The following is a 19994-nucleotide window of genomic DNA, read 5'->3' on the forward strand; positions in this document are numbered from 1 at the left end:
CTGGTTCGGTCATCTAAAAAAGCTGCGCTTTTCTGAAAAACACGTAAATTGACGTCTGTATATAATTCCCGATTTATGAAACCTATACTACCCCTGCTGCTTATACTTGCTGCCGTACAATTTTCCAGCGCGCAAAAAGTAGAAAAGTATTTTGACTACCGTTGGAAGGAATGCGCTCCTGTAAATGCACGCTATTACAGCCTTACCATAAAAACGGACTCCGGATGGACCCGGAAAGATTACTATATAAACGAAAGGAAATTACAGATGAAGGGCCTCTATGCCGATGAGGATTGCAAAATTAAGAACGGCTTTTTCACCTATTTTTACCCTGATGGAGATATCGAACATACCGGGAAGTTTTTGGATGATAAAAGGGAAGGCCTTTGGTTGGGATATGCCCGGAACCAGCAGCTGACCGACTCATCGGTTTATAAGACCGGCCAGGTTACAGGAACCTCACTGAAATGGAACAGCGCCGGGCAGCTGACCGACTCTCTTGTACTAAGTCCTGATGGGAGTGGCACCCGGCTTTCGCGGTTTGCGAATGGACGTATTTCATCTTCGGGTAAATTAAGTGCAGGGGAAAAACAAAACGGCGCCTGGACCTATTATCATCGGAATGGGACAAAGAGCTCTGTAGAAGAATATAGAGAGGGGGCGCTGGTAAACCGGAAATATTTTTCTGAATTGGGAAAGCCTGTCAGCGATACCGCCAATACAGAAAGAACGGCTTCCTTTCCCGGGGGAAATGCCGCCTGGCAAAATTATCTTGTATCCCGCCTGGTAATGCCCCCCAATTATAAGATCGAAAATTCTGATAGGGCTATAGTGGTTGTGGACTTTATAGTTGATGAAGAGGGCCGGATTGAAGATGCCTTTACCAGCGTTCCTTTTCACCCGGCATTTGATAAAATAGCATTGGACATCATCAAAGCTTCTCCGAAATGGAATCCTGCAACAGATGCGCACAACCGGAAAGCAAAGGCATACAGAAGACAACCGGTAAATTTTGTACAGGTCCGCCGTTAAAAAATATGCTATGAAATCTACAGGGTTACTGCTGGTGCTTACGTTTTTGACAATGGCTCTTCGCGGGCAATCGCCGTTTTTGAATATAACCTATAAAACCGCCCTGGACAGGGCTGCCCGGGAAGATAAGCTGATCTGCGTGCTGTATACATCGGCCGATTGTGAAAGTTGTAACGAGACGCTGTACCGCCACCTGAGCTCCGGAAAAGTGAAGCAGCAGATAAACCGGTCCTTTATACCGGTAAGGGTCGGATCGGAAAGCGGTGAACGGGAGCATTTGCGCGTGTTGTTTGATCTTAAAATACCTGCGGGGATCTTGTTTGTAGATGGTTCCGGTCAGCTTGTTTATGCAGTACCCTACGGTGCTCCGTTAAGTATTGACTCGCTCATCAACGAAGCCCTAAGCCGGCAAAAAAGTATTGAGATCTTAAGGGTAAAAGAAAAAAGTTATTTTGGACAGAATCATAAAAGTATAAAAGACCTGGAACAGCTCATCGCTGCCAAAACGAACCTTGAACAGGATACCCGGTTATTGCTGACGGAATATCTTGGCCTGGTGCCGAGGGACTCCGTTAATACCCTTTCTGTTCTCTGGTTTTTAGCAAGACAGGCGCCGGTTTTTGAATCGATGGCTTACAATATAATGGTAAGCAGCCCGCTTTACAAGGAGGCCTGGTATCAGATGCCGGTTGAGGAGCGCGTTAGAATTAATGATCAGATCTCCGGAAAATCTGTAAAGATTGCTGCGGAGACGGGGGACGAAGCATTTGCAGAACGCATTGCAAAGTTTGCCGCATCTACCTATAATAATGTTCCCGGAAGTTTGTATGCAGAAAGGAGGGTGATGATGTATTACTACCTGCATACAAGGAATATGACCCGGTATCTTGATGTGGCAGTGCTCTTTTATGACGATTATCTTCGTTTTGTGGTGAGCGAGACAACTGTGCAGCCGTCTGTTGTTCCGGCAGATCATGAGCTTCCGGAGGCCTTGCTGAAGGTACGTACGGCAACCGCGGTGAAAACGGTAGCACCAGCAGTTTATGCGCGTTACCTGTCTGAGGCAGCCGGTTTTTTTTACCGGAATGATTCAACCGGCAAATACCTGGGCAACGCGCTATCCTGGGCTGATAAAAGCGTTGCCTTGGCGCCAGGTTTTGTAAACCAGCATGTGTACGCTCAGCTCCTTTATGCTTCCGGTAAAAAAGAAGAAGCCATCCGCTATGAAACCCTTGCAATTGAGGGGAGCCGGAAAGTGAAAGCTGCTTATACTGCCCAATGGCCACAGATCCTGGAGAAAATGAAAAGAGGGGAGCGGATCGGACCGGGAGCGGGTAGTTTTTAGAGAATGGTCTTACGGTAGATCCGTTTCATAATCGATGATCTGTTGCCCCTTGCCTATTAACGTTGGTTAAATCCATATTTATTGCCAGGCGTATTCCCGAATTTTTGGCACTTATAGCTGAAGACGGACAGCTGTCAACCACTACCACATAAACCCTACCTGCAAACTGCCGTACCACTGGGCAGAGAGCTGCGTAAGGGACTGCCGGCTTTCATAAACGGCAGCGGCACCAAGAGAGAGTTTATTGCCGGAGTACATGGCACCCATCCGGGTCTGAAAAAAAACAGGGTTCAGCCGGCCTTCTACGGGCTCGGGTCCCTTCTTAAACATTCCTCCCTGTACCGTAGCATCATAGGCTTTAAATGATACCGTGGGAAACACATAAACAAAATATTCCCGGTCTCTTTTGGAACTCCCATTGTGATGATCCCAGAATACGGTGGTATTATTGGGGTTCGATCGCCCCAATAAAAAGGCCGATCCCAGGGTAGCATTGGTAAAGATATTGCCTGCGGTTGCGGAAATCAGGGGCTTAACTTTAAAGAGTGATGCGTGCTTCCCAACCTGTGGCGACCACCCCAGATCGGCAATCAGGCCCCAGTCTGCCCGCAGCTGTTTGTCCCAGTTCTTGGGCTTGTAGATCTGCATGACCTGGTGCACGCGTTCCTGCATTTCCTTGCCAAAAGCAGGCGGTCCTATCAGTCCGAAGCCAACACCCCATTTCAGCAGGTTTTGCCGGCTATTGAACCGCTTCTGATGAAAATCGCCGTAGAGATAGCCGGTGATCGGCCGGTCGAGTTTTGCCTCGCCGGCAAATTGCGACGTATAAATGAACTGGCCAACCTGGAAGACATTTATTTTTTCGCGGCGTGTTTCATCCGCCGGCGGGCGTCTCCATTGGTATGCCACTTTTAATCCGTTGGTGTAGTAGCCATCATTGTTCACAGAAATATACCCGTCGTTTTCAGAAATAATAGTAACCTGGCGCCGGGTTTGCGCGGAAACCGGTAGGAAAAAAGAAGTCAAAAAAAGAAGAAGCACCGTTCTGAATAAGCAGGCCATTATCTGATATAATAATGGGGTCAAATATAGATACTGTTTTTCATTTAATACAATGGGGGCGTAATATTTTTGAAGCGTGGAACGGGTTTACCAAACATGTTCCGTGGCTTTCTGTTTTAACTCCTTTTTTCCAAACTTACGCGGGTAATAGGAGAAGGTAAGCAGGAAGTACTGCTGCAGACCGTTGGTGATACGGGTGGTGGTGCCGTCAAAATTGACATCGTTACTGATGTTTTGATATTGTTTTAAGATATCCATAGCCGAAAATTTAAACTCCGCCTGCTGTTTCATAAACCGGTAAGTGGCAAAGGCATTCCACAAGTGCATCGTCTTATTTAACCCGGTATTATTGGTGATATTAAATGTGCTGCTAAGGGTTATGCTTTTGGGAAGGTTGAGTGTGGCCCCGAATTTTGTGGTATTGCCGGTGTTTTTAAAGGAAGAGAGCCCGGCGGCAGTTTGTTTGGACCGGTTGGTTTGAAAGGATTCGCCGATGTTGAGCACCAACAGGGCGCGCAGTGAAAATTGCAGGTTTAAATTATTGCTGATAGAATTGTTACGGCTGTTGGTATATAATCCATCGATGTAATTGGGCAAAACGGAATAGTTCTGGTAGCCGTTATACCTCAGTTGAAGGCTGCTTTTGCCCAGCTTACGGGCAATATTGAAGTTGTAATTCAGGTTGGCATTAGAACTTTTGTCTGCGTTTATTGAGTAATAAAAACGTTTTCCGGACTCCTTGTCATTGATTACACTATCGGATATGGGATCTATTGTTTTCCGGTAGTTGCCATAGAGCCCGCCATTGATTGAATAAAGAGACTTCTGATTTTCCGTATTAAAATTGGCATTAATGCTGAGCGTATGGTTGGTTCTGTTTTTGAGATCAGGATTCCCATATCTGATAGAATAGGCGTTGATGTCGTCCGTAATGGTATACAACTGGTCAATGGAGGGGTAATCGAAATTTTTTTCATACGACAGGCCCCCATAGAGCCGTGACTTATTGGACTGGGAGTAACTATACCTAATATCTCCTTGGTATCTGAAAAATTGGAAGGACCGGTTGAGATTCCGCTCAGCGATGGAAGAGTGGTTGCGTTCTGATTTCAGGTCGTCAATCAGCTGGGTACTAAAACTTATTGAACGGTTCATCCGCTCGCTCCATTTAAAAAAACTTTTGTTGATATAAAGTTGAGGCGCGTATTCCAGCAGTTCTCTGGTATTGGAATTGGTAAGCCGGTTATTGATAACGAGTTGCCCGGCTATACTGTCAAAGTCCGACACATAGGCCCGGTTTGTTTGTTTATTGTAGCTGAACCGCTGGGATAGACCGAGGTCAATACCAAAAAAATTATAACGCCCCAGCAACAACCGTTTAAATCCATTATAGTTGATATCGCCCGACAGGTTGATCCCATTATTGTCGTTTTTATAATGACGATTGTAGGTAGTGTCGTTCCCGGCATCGGTAAAGGAATTAAAACGGCTGACCACATCTCTTTCGGAGATAGAATTGTTGTTTCCGCCGTTCAATGAAATATTGATATTTTTCAGCGGCTCCTGCCAGTCAGATTTGCTATAGCTGAAGCTCAGCCGCTCGGCATCGGATCTGCCCCGGGAAATAGTGTTGATATCGTTGGTGCTCTGCAACTGTCCCGAAGTATCGCTGACCTCCGTAAAACGTTTGGTGTTACCCCGGTTCTGGTTGAATTCCACATTTCCGTTAATATGCAGGTTGTCACTGTAGCTGCTTGTTTTGGAATAATCTGCTCCAAATACATGTTTGCTTCTCCAGTCATTTTGTACGCTTTCGTCTTTGATGAACTGCGGGTTATCCGCTGTGGTGCGGTTTTGTAAATTCTGATTGGTAATGTAAGCGTCTGTTCCCGATTTATTATAATTAAGGGTTATGCGGTTGTTTTGCCTTGAATTGAGAACCTTATTAAAATCCTGTGTATATACCGCGCCAATCGAATGGTTTCTGTTCAGGCCATTGGAACCAAATTGACCTACATAATCCAGGTTGGGGTTATAGGTCCGGTAAGTATTGTTCTGGAACAGTTCCTGCAGGTTTTCGATATTTTTATTGATGTTATTAATGCCTCCTCCAATGCCCAGGCTCCGCCTCTTGTCATATATCTGGTAGGAAATATTTGCCTCATAGCGGTGGTCTGTTCCATAGCCACCCGTTATCTTACCAAAGTAGCCTTTTTTGCTTTCCTCTTTTAGTTTGATATTCATCGTAAGCACAGAATCCTGTGCCGTTTTCTGTTGCCCGATCTTGGACCGATCATACTCCTGGTACAATTGAATTTTATCGATGGCGGTCTTGGGCAGGTTTTGAGTGGCTATTTTCGGGTCAGAGGATCCCATAAATTGTTTTCCATCTACTAACAGGTTCTTTACTGATCTTCCGTTTACAGTAATAGAGCCGTCGGACCAGACCACCACGCCCGGCACCTGGGTTAATAGCTCTTCGGCGACCGCATCGGGCTTCATCTTAAATGCTGCGGGATTGATGACCAGGGTGTCCCCTTCCATTTTTACCGGTATCACAGCATTCACGGTGACATTATCTTTTTCATCAAAGCCGATGGCTAAAGCGGCGTTTACGGTATCGGTCTTTGAATGCGTTATGCGCAACGTTTGCCGGTGGGCGCGGTACCCAACGTAGCTGATATCGAGCAGCAATGAATCTGTTGTAGGCAAGTTCTCCAATAAATAGTTCCCGTTTTTGTCAGTGAGCTTATAGGTTACCATACCGGAGTCCTTCCGGAAAATGGTGACCGTGGCAGATTCCAGCGGTGTATTGCTGGCAGAGTCAGTTACCAGTCCGGTTAGCTTGCCTGTTTGGCTGTAGGAAATGGTACCGGTAAGCAGCAAAAAAATGGCGAATATAATGGGCCTCATGCGTTAGTTTTTCATGTTGAAAACAGCAAGTATTGCTGCGTTTGATTTTTTATTGACAATGGCTTCAATGGCGGCTGGCGCTGTTTTGCCGGCAACCGGTTTATAAGATTCGCGAATAACCTCCGGGGCGATGAGCTTGTAAAAAAAACCGTTCTGATAGTCGATATTGCTGCCGGGTATAATGTTTATAAAAAAGGTGGTACTGTCCGCCTTTATTTTCGAGGTCTGATAGGCGATCTGCTTTTTTTTGTCGTAAATGTAAAGGCCATAGTTGTAAAGAAACGCTGCCGAAAAGAAAAAGTACCCGGGTGTTTCTACGAACCGGTACACCTGGCGGAACATCCAGTTATTGTTTTGGCGGAAATTATCCCACTCGGCCTTGTTTTTGAACGGCTGGGTGAAATAGCTGGAGGGCAGGGCATTTTCCAGTGGCATCACCACCTGGTAAGCAGGGAACACACTATCTCCGGTTATTTTATATATGGTATCGCAATAGGCCCGGGTTATAAACATCGTTTTAGGGTCGGGCGATTCAGATGCTGCAACATAACTCTCATCGTACAGGAACCTGGGCTCTTTTGTCTGGTTGTAGGGAAAATACTGTTTTACCAGCTTGTTGTTTTTATATATTTTCAGTTCATAGCCAACGCTATCCTTATACAATTTACTGGCAGTGGCTCTTGAACGATGATAGTAGTCATCATTCAGGTAATAGATGTTGTTAACATCGTATTCTGTGGGGGTGCTTTTTTTTATTTCAAAATTCGGGTCCTCCAGATCGACCAAATATTTCTTGTAATATTTCCGGTTCCGGGGGTTATTAAAGTTCAGCTCAATTTTAATGGCGTCCCTGGGCGTTAATGTATAATTCTTATTGGAACCATAGAAACGCAGTTGCTCCGTTTTTTTATCGTACACCGGGTAAAAATCATCGCCCAGTTTTTTATAGCTGATCTTTTTTACAAACCGTCCATCATGCGTATATAAAAGCAGCTGTTTGCTGGAATACTGAATAACAGCCAGGTATTTTTTGGTTAGGGTCATGTTATCCCAATTGCTGATGACTGCTCCTTCCGGCAGCTCCAATGTGATGAACCGGACACTATCCACAAACCGGGATTGGCTTTCGGTAGCCGGTGACTTGGGGTTCAGGTATATTTTACCCGGCTGTGCTTTTGTTATCAGGCATAAGCAACTGAACAGTAATGGCAACAAACAGTGTTTCAATCGTTTTAATTTAGTTTTCCAAATTTAAAGGGATAACTGTTAACTTTTTCAAAAGATTGAAAGCCTTTACAAACAGGAGACAGGGGCAATGTTGAAAGCTCGGATTCAGATACAGCTTCCACCAAACGTGTGAAGCAGGTTGCCGGGGAGGCGTTAGCATTTTTAAGTATTCCCCGTTCTCAAATTGTCTGGGTCCGATCCGGTTACATGCCCGATAGGATTTCTTTAATTCCGGGTTCCCACGTTCTCCAAAGGAATCCCAAGGCAATGTTAAGCGCTTATCTGCCTGGGTTTGCCAAGGGCCCGTTTCATATGGGGCGATCCGTTGACTATACCTTCTGCGGTTGCATTCCGTTCAACGTTTCTTTCCCTGGCCGTTGCTTGCTGCTTCCCACTCCCCCCGGCAACGGTTGACAAGTCATTGACGTTCCCCGTGAACCTACCTTCGTCCCCCGCCGCGCTGCGTGTTGTTCTGCTGCCGGAACTGTTGCTGCGGGCGCTGCTGGCGTTGTTCTCCTGATTCTGAGCGCCGCGATCCTGATCTGCCGGTACGGCCACCAAACCGCCGGGGAAAATAGGAAACGGTCAGCATGTAAAACTGCTGGATCCCGTTGGTGATCGTGGTCCCCGTGGTATTATTATCATTGGCAAAGTTGGTGATGTTGCGGTTCTGCCGCAGGATGTCGAATACGGACAGTTTTATCTCCGCCTGCTTCATTTTCATAAAGCGCCAGGTGGCATAAGCGTTCCAGAGGGTGGCTTCTTCGGACTGGCTTTGTGCCGAAATATTATTCAGGTAATTCACATTGGTGCTCAACGTAAAGTTTTTGGGAACCAGGAGCGTAAAGCGGGCGTTGGTTCCGTAGGTCTTTGCTTTTAGCACCGCTTTGCCGGTGCCCACCTGCTGGCTGTTATTAGTGTTAATGCTTTCTCCCAGGGAAATATTGAAAAGATCTGTCAGGCTGTAAAATACATGAATCGAATGATTCTGGTTCCTGGTTTGGGTATAGATGAGCTGGGTCAGGAAATCTCCGTCCTGCTTTTTGGTGGTTATATATTGCGGAGCATGTGATCCTCCTGCACCTCCGTTATACCGCACCTGCAACATGTTTTTGTTATTGATACGGAAAGAAGCACTGGCGTTGACGTCGCCCCTGAAGGAGCGCTTTCCGTCAATATTGAGCAGGTAAGAGGTACGCGAGCCGTTATTGCCAAAAATGCTGCTGTCTGAAATACTGTTTTTAAAGGTGTTGTATCCCAGGTTCAGGCCTGCGGTATAGGTGGTTTTTTCATTGAACCGCTGGGTATTGTAGTTGGCATTGAAATTAAAATTGTTGCTCAGGGGCGATTTCAGATCGGGATTGCCTACAACGATATTATACTTGTTGATATTATCAACAATAGGGTACAGCTGATCAATACTCGGCGCGTTAGCGGAGCTGTTGTGGGAAAGGCCGATGTTCAGGTTGTATTGGTTGAACCGGTTATAGTTATAGTAAACGGATGAGGACGGTGTAAAGAAATGGAACGACCGCTCCAGGTTCCGGTAACTGAGAGTGGATGTGTTTTTCTGGTAAAGGAATTGGTTCTGCAGGTCTGTGCGGAAAGAGATACTTTTATAGTACCGGTCAGAAAGCGTCCTGCTGATGGTTTTAAAGAAGCTGATACCCGGCCGGTCCTCGATGTTTACCACGGAGTTGATATTGGTAAGCGCCTCGTTGACCTGGTAGGTATTTGTGAGGGTGTCCAGCTCCAGCACGTTTGCATTCAGATCCGATTTGTTATACCGGAAGTTATTCCGTAGACCGATGTTGATGTTCCAGAAATTATAATTGCCAAACAAGAGGGAACGAAGCCCGTTATAGTTCATCCCGATATTGGTGGTAAAGTTGGAGTTTTCGTTATGGTATTTCCGGTCGGTATTCTGGGTGTAAATACTGTCGAGGAAAGACTCAAACCGGCTGGTCTGGTTACTGTTGCTTTCGCTGTTATTGGAGGATACCGAAAAATTGGTAGAAAAACTTTTTTTGTTGATACCCTCATCGTAATCGTTATTGTTGAAGTACCCATTGAGATTAAAGCTGCTTGAATGCGATGTGGCTGCCGAAGTATTCCGGCGTCTGCTGGCCATTACAGTGTCATTACGGAACGCTGTAGTATTGCCTTCTGATGAGGATTGCCCGTTGTTCCAGGAGTAGTTTGCCTTCGTGGAAAAGGAAGTGGCCTGCTTCCTGTTTTCGTAACCCGCATCTATTGACTGATTCAGGGAGCTTCCGGTATTGCGACGGTCAGAAATATTGGTGATGGTATAACCGGTAAGGTTCTGGATCGTTGTGCTGTTGGTAAGCTGGTTGTTCCTGGAATCTCTTAAATTGTATTCCCCTTCTGCTGAATTGGTAAAACGGGAGTTGGTGCTTTCATCGAAATTATGCTGCAGGGAGGCTCCAAAATAGTGCACCGTATTGAGCCCGCCGGCATTGGCATTTGGCGCACCAAAATTCCTGCGGTTATAGGAGCGGAAGGTATTATTCTGGATGGCTTCCCGTACATCCTGGATGGTCTTGTTGGTATTGTTAAGATTGCCGGCAATAGCCAGTTTTGTTTTTTTGTTGTAGGCCTGCATGGTCATGTCACCTTCATAATGCTGATCTGTTCCCAGCCCGGCGCCTATTTTACCAAAGAACCCTTTCCGTTTTTCCGGCTTCATTTTAATGTTCATGGTAAAGGTGGAGTCCATCTCGGTATTGGATATATCCTGTTTACTGTAATCTTTTTCCTGGTATACCTGTATCTTTTCTATGGCCGTTTTGGGCAGGTTCTGGGTGGCAATTTCCGGGTTGCCGCCAAAAAAGGGCTTGCCATCCACAAACACATTGCTGATCTTTTTACCGTTAACGGTAATGGTTCCATCGCTCCACATCGTTACGCCGGGGACCCGCAGGAGCATGTCCTCCACTACGGCAGAGGAATCCAGTTTAAAGGCATCGGGATTGATCTCCAGCGTATCACCGTTCATGCGTACCGGCACAACGGCTTTTACAACAACTTCCTCCATCTGGCGCGATGTATCTCTTGAAAGCAGGATCTTTTTGAAGTCGAAATCTTTCTTTAAAGAATCCAGGTACACTTCTTTTGAAAAGTCGTTATAGCCGGAGTAGGATATAGAGAGCAGGAGCGGCGTCCGCACCGGGAGTTCCCCGATGTTGAACTCGCCCTGGTTGTTGGTTACCTGGTAATTGACCAGCGAGGAATCCGCTTTTTTATAAACGGTAACGGTAGCAGACTGCAGGCCATAATCGTGTACGGAGTCTGAAACGAGCCCCTTAACACTGCCATTGGTTTGGGCAAATGACAAAATGGGCAGGAGTAGCAAAAGGATCAGGAAACGTTGCTTCATTTTGTCGTTAAGTCTTCTTTTGGTTTTAATTGGATCAATACGGGATTATCTGTTTCTTTCCGCGTTGCGAAAAAGCGCGTGAGCACTTCATCATATTGCAGGTTTCTGTATTCAGACGCTTTTTTTGAATTAAACATGCTCTTTGCAGAAAGAGAAAGATAAATATGTTCGTCGTCAAAGCTCTTTATGCCCCCGGAAACGGGTAAAAAGTACGTACTGCTGTCTGATGTTATCTTGTTGTAGTCGTAGATCAGGCTGGTCTTATTATCATAAAGATACCGGTTGTATCCTTTGAACAGGTTCAGGTTAAAGAACATCAGGTTTTTGAAAGAGATCACATTCTCGATCTTATGCGCAAAGGAAGGGTGCTCCATTTTATAGGTATCCATTTCGCCGCGGCTTGAAAAGCCAGTGTTGAAAAAAGATGCAGGAACGGCATTATCCATGGGCAGCATCAGCTTATAACTTTCCGAAATAGCCGAAGGTGTAAGGGTATAGATCTCGTACTGGAAAGGGCGGGTTACAAACAGGACCGAGTCGTTCTGTGTTGGCATAATGCTGCACTGGGAAGCACCTGCATAGTAATAAACAGACTCGGTTTTCTTATTGTAAGGAAAGTAGTTTTGGAGTACGGCCGATTGATCGATGATCTTCAATTGATAGTCGAGCGTATCCCGGGCTGTTCTTTTTGCCTTTATAAAGCTGGCAGCGAACTTATTCTTATCAAAGCGCACGGGGTTGGTAAAAGCGTACCGGAAGTTCTTCAGGTCTTCGGTTTTGGCAGCGGCTACATTGTCCAGGTAATACCAGGTCGCTTTTGCGAATTTGGAAACGTCTTTCCGGGCATCCGGCTCCAGGTACTCCTGTACCTGAACGGAGGGGATATTGTAGTTTTTATTGATGCTGAAGATCAGTAAGGCGTTTTTTGTCCGGTCCAGCTGAATATCACGGATCCGGTACCGCCGGATCCGGTATTTCTGCAGGAATTTTCCTCTCCTGTTAAAAAAGTAGAGCGCATCGGTGTCTCCGTCAAGAACGATGAAAAGCGAGTCGGTAACAACCAGCTGCCGGATAGCGCCAAAAATGCTTTTTTTTGTGGTCTCCAGCGGAATGAATTTTATTTCATCAAATATTCTGGAAGCAGGCGCGCCGATGGTTTTACTGGGATCGATATACAATGTTTTTGCCTGGGCAAAAACATTCGTACAAAGCCACATGGCCCAGCAAACAAACATTAGTTTCTTCATTGTCAATTGTGTCAAAAGCGATAATTGTCAAAAATACCCATCTTAGACCAATGAAAAGGAGCGGGGTTTAATAGGCGCTGAATATTATTTACAGCAGGCGCGATGGCATGACCGCTCAAGAATACTCCCTGTATAAAATGAGCCCCGCTGTGAAAACAGCAGGGCCTTTTTTGATTGCTCTGTATTAATGAGTATTTTATTGCAGGATATTATCAAGTGTAAGGGTAAGATAGTAGAGCCCCCCGATGGTAGGGCCACCGGCATATTGCAGGTAACGGTGATTGAGGAGGTCGCTGGCGCCTGCCTTGATCGTTGTTTTGAGCGCCGGCAGGCGCAGGTTTACCTGGGCATCAACGGTATGGTAGGCGCTGATGGTGCCTGTTACCAGCGGGCTTTCCCACAGGAACGCGTTTTGCCAGCGCCAGGTAACGTTGAATCCGAAGTTCTTAAAGAGCTCCCGGTTGCCAAACGTGATGTTGGCCGTCCAGTCGGGTGTATTGAAACCCGTAACGAAGATATCGTCGGTTTTGTTGGACTTCATTTTATTATAAGCGGCATTGGCTTTTACCAGGAATTTCTGGTAAAAGTTGTAGGTAATGCCCAGGGAGGAGCCGTAATTGGTATATTCGTTTTTGGCGTTGGTGTAAACGCGGTAACGATCCTGTCCCTTGCTGGCCGCTGTTGTAGCTGTTGCGTTGGTGGCATCCCGGTTCCTGTCGAGCATGGCCCGTACGGCGGCATCGGAGCCGATCGTTTCACCTTTGGGTACAAATACCTGCACCTGGCCTAAAAAACCATCGTAAACATTGCTGTAGGCATCAATATCAACTACGACTTTGTTATCAAACAAAATACTTTTGTAGCCAATCTCGAGGGAGTTGATCTTTTCGGGCCTTGCTTTTGGCAAACCGGCGGGGATGAGGAGGCTGCGGTTGGCCAGCGCCGCACCATCGGTATTGCCCTGTGCGCTTACCGTGGCATTGAAGTTGATAACGGATTGCTGTGTATAACTGTTATCCAGGTAGCCCAGCCCTTCGTTGATATAAGAAAGACTTCCCACGCGTTTTACACGCCCGTTATTAACGAAGGACAGGGCTTCAAATAAAGCGGGGAAGCGATATCCCTGCTGATAGGTGATACGGAAATTATGTTGCTCACTGGCGGTATACACGGCAGCGATCCGGGGCGTGATTTTTGGCGTAAATTCCGGGTTATAATCATAGCGTACGGAGCCAAATAGTTTCAGATGTTCGCCAAACAGGGTTTTGGTTGCCTGCGCAAAACCGCCGAATTTTTTATACAGCACATTTTTTCCAAAACGGCCATCGGGCAGCGGGTCATTGCGCTCATCCAGCGGCCTGCTGAAATCAACAAAGTTGTTTCCATCCGGTACCACTGCGTAAATGCGGGCATCCGCGCCCACCAGCAGGTTCACTACTTTTACTTTTGAAGACAGGTCCCATTGTGCTTCGGTGTGGTACAACCTGCTTTTTTGCACCAGGGCAGCGCCTCCGGTTACGGGTGCATCCGGAATGCTTCCGGACTTGATATCCCAGTTATTGATGGAAGTGATCACATTTTTAATGGAATCAAACCGCGCGGTACCGGGGAGGGCGCGACCCGCATCTGCCTGCTGGCGGGCGTAGGCCGTTGCTGCGGCGAGGTTGGCGCTGTTCAGACCACCATGTTCCGCTCCATATGCATTTAATGCGCTTTTATATTTGGTACCCCAGGAGGCGGCGGTTTTTGTATCGGTGGCGCCCCCGCTGTAGAGGTCCATATTGTCTGCAAGGGGTTTGACATTGTAGGAACTTCCGGTATTTTCAACAGACAGGTAGGACAGCCAGGAGAAGTTCCTGTTTTTGAACTGCAATGCATGATTCTGCACCACCACATCCTGAAGACGGATCTTGTTGCCCCGCTGAAACACGCCATCCATTGATCCCACCCGGTAGGTATAGGCAATTTCTGAGTGAGTAGTGGGCTTATAATGGAGCGAGCCATCAAACTTAATGTTTTTGACCTGGGGACTTACCAGGTCGGTTTCCCAATACCCGGTTCTGGCCACGCGGAGTGTCTGATCATTTTTACCATCGATCGTCAATCCGCCGATGGACACCACGTTGCTCCCGGCCAGCGCATCATCGCCATATTTGTTCCAGCCGTCAAACGCTGCATTGGCAGTTCCGTTTAAAGCCGGAAAACCAGGGTTGGCACTTTTCAGGTAGTTGGAGTTCTGATCCAGCCGGGTATTCGAGCGCCAGTCCGTACCCTGCATGTAATCTATATTCAGCTTAAAGGCAAAACGATCATTGAAGGCTTTTGCATACCGGAGCGCGGTTTCCGTTAACAGGGCAGGCGCATGATCTTTTCCGTCAACATGATTGACTCCCAGTTTTTGATAAAAACTCAGGCCCTGGCTGGTAAAAGGGTTTTTTGTGATGAGATTGGCCATTCCGTTGATGGCGTTCATACCATAAAGGGCAGAGGCTGCACCTGGCGTGATTTCTACACTTTGAATATCCAGTTCGGTAGGCCCAATGGCATTTCCGAGCGGAACACCCAGCGTGGCGGCTTGCATGTCGACACCATCTACCAGCTGCATGAAGCGGAAATTATTGGGAATATTGAAGCCGCGGGTATTGGGTACTTTAAAGGTAAGACTGGATGTGGTCATCTGCACTCCTTTTACGTTTTCAAGGGCATCATAAAAACCCGGGGCGGCAGATTCTTTGATGGCACGGATATCCAGTTTTTCAATAGCTACCGGGGACTTTAAAATGCTTTCGGAAACTCTTGAGGCGGTTACCACCACTTCATTACCCAAAACCGTACGGGTAACCAACGCAATGTTGAGGTTGGACCCGGTGCTTTTTACTTCCACTTCCCTTGGTTCGTACCCGATGGATGTGATCAGGAGGGTAAAAGGGATCCTGGCCCGGGTACGCAAAGTGAATCTTCCCTGCTGATCAGTAATGGCACCCTCCCCGCTATTCCCGATCTGGACACTGGCGCCTGCCAGTGGCTCGTTCTTCTGGTCGTCTGAGATCCTGCCGGTGATCTGGAGCATATTGCTCTCCTGTGCCTTTAATGCGAAAGGAAGGTTGAAGCCAATAAAAAGCAGGGCGGCAATAAGCCATTGGTTTATCTTGAAAGCGGTCATGATCTGTTTTATTTATGTATTAAATTATTTGTCTACAAAATAAGTAGACTAAAAGAGTAAAAAAATAGGAAAGGCGATTTTAACAACATCGGGCTATGGTATATCGCATCCCGGGAGCGCTGCGGATTACCTGTTGTTTATGGGATCTTGCTGTACACATAGTGAAAATTAAAGATGCAAAAATAGGGGAATTTATTAGTCTATAAAAAAAGTAGAGTTTTATTTTAAAAAGAGAAGGACGAAGGGACGGGAGGCTTACCTGAAGATACCGGCCAGTATTTTAATGCTCCAGGTAACCACCAGTATCCCCAGCAGTATGAAGGCCGTTTTCCGGGGAAGTTTTCCGGCCAGCTTTGCGGCAACCGGGGCGGCGATCAATCCGCCGATGATTAATCCTAATATGGTTTGCCAATGGCTTACACCCAGAAAGATAAAGAACGTAAAGGCACTGGAAAGGGTTACGAAAAATTCGGTAAGGCTTACTGAGCCGATCACATACCGGGGGCTGCGGCCTTTTGTAATTAAGGTGGTGGTAACGATGGGGCCCCATCCACCGCCGCCGAAAGAATCAAAGAACCCTCCGGCCCCGGCCAGTAGTTTGTAATGTTTGTATTTTTTCTTCCGGACCTGGTTGCGGAATGCATTGACCAGGATCTTTATTCCGAGAAAGAGGGTATAACAGGCCAGCAAGGGGCGTATCCACGAACCGTATTTTTCGCCGAGGTAAACCAGCAGTACTGCCCCCAGTATAGCGCCGGCAACGCCGGGGATCAGCAGGGTTCTGAAAAGTTTTTTATTGACATTGCCGAACCGGTAATGGCTGTAGCCGGACGCGCCACTGGCAAACATTTCGGCGGTATGGATACTGCCGCTGATAGCAGCAGGATTCACCCCGGCAGATAGCAGAATCGTGGCGCTGGTGACGCCATACCCCATACCCAGTGCCCCGTCTACAAGCTGTGCTGCAAAACCGGCCAGGAGCATAATAAGGAATGATCGGTCGAAACCCTGGTAGAGTTGCTCTGTTCCTTCCCTGATGGCATCATACGGAAGGTAAGAGAACAGGAAATGCCCGGTCAGCATTACGCCAAATAAAAGTAATGCGCGGGCGGCGATCTTCTTATAGGCGATCTCTTTTCCCTTCCCTTTTTCAGCCGGTCCGGTAACTGGGGGATACAGGAATGGCTGCCGGGAGGTCATAAGTATGCCCGGGAGCATACTGACATTTTGTTCGTTTGCAAGAAGACCTGTATAGAGCGATTGAAGTTCCGGTTTGGTGGTGATGAAAGCCCGTTTCCCGAGCCGGTGCAGATCGGCGGTGATCCGGCCGGCGGTATCCGGATCGTCTGCAGCCGCTATGATAGTACCGGCATGCTCAACATCGTCAGGTGTATACGCGCGTTCCTGCAAATGCAGCTCAACATCTGCCGCAAGCGCCTTTATGGCGGGAAATATTTTTGGGCTTATGAGGGTAATGGAAGATCGGAACCCTGCCTGCAGCAGGGATTGCAGCTGCTCCAGGGCTGTATGCCCGCCGCCAATGATCAGCAGGGGCAGTGACCCCGGCAGGGCGGCAACCGGGGCTGTACGGCTGCGTGCAGTTGGGGGATTTTCGGGAATAAGTATTTCTTGCTCGGCCATTTAAAATGTCTATTAATTTAGTAGACTATTTGATTAAAAAAAGAGATTATTGCATACCGGTTCCTGCATTGCGGACCACGTATGTACAACAGCAGACCGGCTTTTCGCCGGGCATTTGGGCGCCTGTTATCCTACTCTTCATTTGCATAGAACGCAAAAATAGGGGATTTTATTAGTCTATCAAAATTGTAGGGTTATTTATTCTCAGGAAGGATTGAAACTTATAGAGGCGTACAGGAAAGATTGATATTGCCACCCTGTGCGTGGTCTTACTTTGAATACCGCCAGGGGTGCGGTAAAAATATTATCGACTTTGGCAATATCGCCAATTTCCCTTGGGTGCGCTGTGTATAGACCTGGCAAAACCTCTTTCTTTCATAAGAAAGGTGATGAAACCAAAGATTTAAAGGAACTTCTTTGGATTCCTTTATTGGTGCGTATTCTTCCCGAAAGAAAAAGCGATTTACAAAAATACAGCCCTGTAAATCGTAATACAGCTCATTACAATAACCAGTACTCCTACAATAGCAAACATTTTTTTAGTAGGGAGCTTTGCTGTAAGCATGGCAGAGAAGGGCGCAGTAATGATGCCACCAATGAGCAAACCTGCTACAATATTCCAGTGCTGGATGCCCAGGGTAAATACAAAGGTGATGGCGCTGGTAATGGTGAGGATAAATTTTGCAACAGTGGAGCTGCCGATTACATAGCGGGGCGTCCGTCCGTTCTTGATAAAGGTGCCGGTCACTAACGGGCCCCAGCCGCCGCCGCCAAAGGAGTCAATAAATCCCCCGGCCAGTCCCAATGCGGTAATATTGGTTTTTTTCTGTTTTACTTTTTTGGGAGCGGGTTTCCCTTTTTTCCGGTTAAAGGTGTTCATCAGGATCCGCACTCCCAGGTATAGCGTATAGGCTGCGATGAAGGGTTTCATCAGCTTTGCATCTTTTTCGCCAAGGTAGGATAATGACAGTGCACCTATAACGGCACCAATGACCGCCGGTATGGCGAGCGCTTTTGTAAGCTTTTTGTTAACGTTTCCCAGCTTGAAATGGCTGATGCTGCCGGCAGCGGTCGTAAAGGATTCCGCAGAGTGGATACTGGCGCTTACAATAGGAGGTGCTACGTTCAGCATCAGCAGGATGGTGGTGCAGATAACGCCATATCCCATACCCATGGATCCTGCCACGATCTCAGCCAGGAAGCCTACGAGGAGCATCCAGTAAAACATATGGTGATCCTTGTTTAAGAAGTGGAGGATGGAATCGCTGACCCCAAAAATATAGAGGGTGTAGATGGCGAGGGCCAGTACCAGGAACAAACCGATACCGATCAGGTAGGGCGTGCTGCGCCTTGTGGCATTGGCAACGAGCGCTGAGCTGTCAACCACCTCGTTTTCGGAAGGGTTATCTATATTAAAGGAGGCATCACTGTCAACCCCGTTTACCGCAAGTCCTTTGGTAATATGGTTGAGCACTTTGATCTTATGATCAAAATGACCGGAAAGCTGGTCCCGGATCTGCTGCATATTGTCGAGCAGGTCGTTCATCTCATCCGGTATGGCGGCTGTAAATGTCTCCCGCAGACGTTTAGCGATGGTGGGAGACTTTCCATTAGTGGAGATTGCAATTTTCAGGTGTCCTTTTTTTACCACGGAGCCCAGGTAAAAGTCGCAGAGGGCGGGTTTGTCCGCTATATTCACCAGTTTTTCAGCAGCGGCAGCATCGTTCCTGATCTGCAGTGCCGTGCCGGGGTCATTAACTGCGGCAATCACCAGGCTGGCCTGCCGGATATCTTCTATGGCGTAAGGCCGTTCACTCAGCTGCAGGTGTATATGGTCTGCCGCCAGCAGTTTGATTTCCGGGATGATCTCCTTTGCCACCAGTTGTATACGGGTGGCAGGGGAATTGGTCAGTACGGCGCCGAGTTTTTCCAAAGCTACTTTTCCGCCCCCGATGATCAGCAATCTTAACTCTTCCAGTTTTATAAAAACCGGGAAAAGGGTATTGTCGGTTGTTTCCTGAGTTCCGTTTGAGTAGGCCGGTTGCTGTTCCGTCATGCAGTATTATTTTTTCAGGATCGCGTTCACTGATTTCCTGTGAGAAAAATGTTCTTTTTCCACTACTTCGCTTTTGTGATAAACCAGTGACGATGGGGGTACGCTGAAAGTGATCCAGGCATTACCCCCGATCACGCTGTCCTTCCCGATCACCGTGTCACCTCCCAGTATCGTGGCACCGGAATACAGGATCACATTATCTTCCACCGTGGGATGCCTTTTTTTATCTTTTTTTGCCCGGGCCGAATTAAGGGCACCGATGGTGACGCCCTGGTAGATCTTTACCTTTTCGCCAATAACGGCTGTTTCGCCAATGACCACACCGGTTCCGTGATCAATAAAAAAAGAGGCACCGATGGTTGCTCCCGGGTGAATATCGATGCCGGTTTTGCTGTGCGCATACTCCGTAAAGATACGGGGCAGTACACGAATGCCCCGCTTCCACAAAGTATTTGAAATGCGGTATACGGCTATGGCATAAAAGCCGGGATAGGCATGCAGTACTTCTTCCTTGCTTAAGGCAGCAGGATCATTGACCAGGAAAAAGGAAGCATCCTTTTGCAGTGTCTCATATACATCCGGCAACCCGTTGAAGAACTGATCGGAAAGACTTTGTGCCCTTGCCCCGTCGTTAACGACATCATAGATCAGCGTAGTTAAATGGCTTTTCAGCGAATACCAGCCCTTTTCGAGATCACGCTCTTTTTGATTGACACCGGTTTCCGGAACGAAGAGGAATCCAAAAAGATCGTCGACAAACTGGTGGCTTAATACTTTATCCGGAATATTGCCTGCGTGCTTTTTATTATGTCTTTGCAGGAGACTTAAGAAATCTTTTTCGTTCATTGTTTTTGTTTAAGTTGGCCACTGAAACACTGAATCTCAACTGTTATAATCAATTTTAAAGCATT

Annotated in this window: 11 protein-coding genes; 2 read left to right on the forward strand and 9 right to left on the reverse strand. The window is 47.1% G+C overall.

From position 1 onward, the window contains the following. The first annotated feature begins 75 nt into the window (after positions 1–75). Positions 76–1032, forward strand: coding sequence for an energy transducer TonB (locus tag BLS44_RS10015; protein ID WP_090389927.1), 957 nt, complete (start codon positions 76–78; stop codon positions 1030–1032). 10 nt (positions 1033–1042) lie between these two features. Further along, positions 1043–2377: a thioredoxin domain-containing protein gene (locus BLS44_RS10020; protein ID WP_090389928.1), complete on the forward strand. Its 1335-nt coding sequence runs from the start codon at positions 1043–1045 to the stop codon at positions 2375–2377. A gap of 141 nt (positions 2378–2518) precedes the next feature. On the opposite strand, the gene BLS44_RS10025 is transcribed toward BLS44_RS10020, so the two are convergent. From BLS44_RS10025 to epsC, 9 genes are all read right to left on the reverse strand, one after another. After that, positions 2519–3439, reverse strand: coding sequence for a lipid A-modifier LpxR family protein (locus BLS44_RS10025; RefSeq protein WP_090389929.1), 921 nt, complete (start codon positions 3437–3439; stop codon positions 2519–2521). Positions 3440–3526: 87 nt separating this feature from the next. After that, positions 3527–6352: a TonB-dependent receptor gene (locus BLS44_RS10030; protein ID WP_090389930.1), complete on the reverse strand. Its 2826-nt coding sequence runs from the start codon at positions 6350–6352 to the stop codon at positions 3527–3529. A 3-nt stretch (positions 6353–6355) separates the two neighbouring features. Continuing rightward, entirely contained in the window at positions 6356–7579 is a 1224-nt protein-coding gene (locus BLS44_RS10035; protein ID WP_143019715.1) for a hypothetical protein, read from the reverse strand. A 439-nt stretch (positions 7580–8018) separates the two neighbouring features. Further along, complete coding sequence (locus BLS44_RS10040) at positions 8019–10976, reverse strand: outer membrane beta-barrel protein (RefSeq protein WP_090389932.1); 2958 nt, start codon at positions 10974–10976, stop codon at positions 8019–8021. Then, on the reverse strand, positions 10973–12223 hold the full coding sequence (locus BLS44_RS10045; protein WP_245729173.1) for a 6-bladed beta-propeller: 1251 nt from the start codon (positions 12221–12223) through the stop codon (positions 10973–10975). Before BLS44_RS10045 ends, BLS44_RS10040 begins: the two co-directional genes overlap by 4 nt. A 196-nt stretch (positions 12224–12419) precedes the next feature. Beyond that, positions 12420–15386, reverse strand: a complete 2967-nt coding sequence (locus BLS44_RS10050) for a TonB-dependent receptor (RefSeq protein WP_090389933.1) — start codon at positions 15384–15386, stop codon at positions 12420–12422. A gap of 255 nt (positions 15387–15641) precedes the next feature. Then, positions 15642–17027 carry a TSUP family transporter gene (locus BLS44_RS10055; protein WP_090389934.1) on the reverse strand — a complete coding sequence of 462 codons (1386 nt, stop codon included), beginning with the start codon at positions 17025–17027 and terminating at the stop codon, positions 15642–15644. Between the two features lie 463 nt (positions 17028–17490). Further along, on the reverse strand, positions 17491–19083 hold the full coding sequence (locus BLS44_RS10060; protein ID WP_090389935.1) for a TSUP family transporter: 1593 nt from the start codon (positions 19081–19083) through the stop codon (positions 17491–17493). Between the two features lie 6 nt (positions 19084–19089). Continuing rightward, positions 19090–19929: a serine O-acetyltransferase EpsC gene (gene epsC, locus BLS44_RS10065; RefSeq protein ID WP_090389936.1), complete on the reverse strand. Its 840-nt coding sequence runs from the start codon at positions 19927–19929 to the stop codon at positions 19090–19092. Positions 19930–19994: the final 65 nt, after the last annotated feature.

Origin of the sequence: Niabella drilacis (genome assembly GCF_900101395.1) — a bacterium.
GTDB classification, from domain to species: Bacteria; Bacteroidota; Bacteroidia; order Chitinophagales; family Chitinophagaceae; genus Niabella; species Niabella drilacis.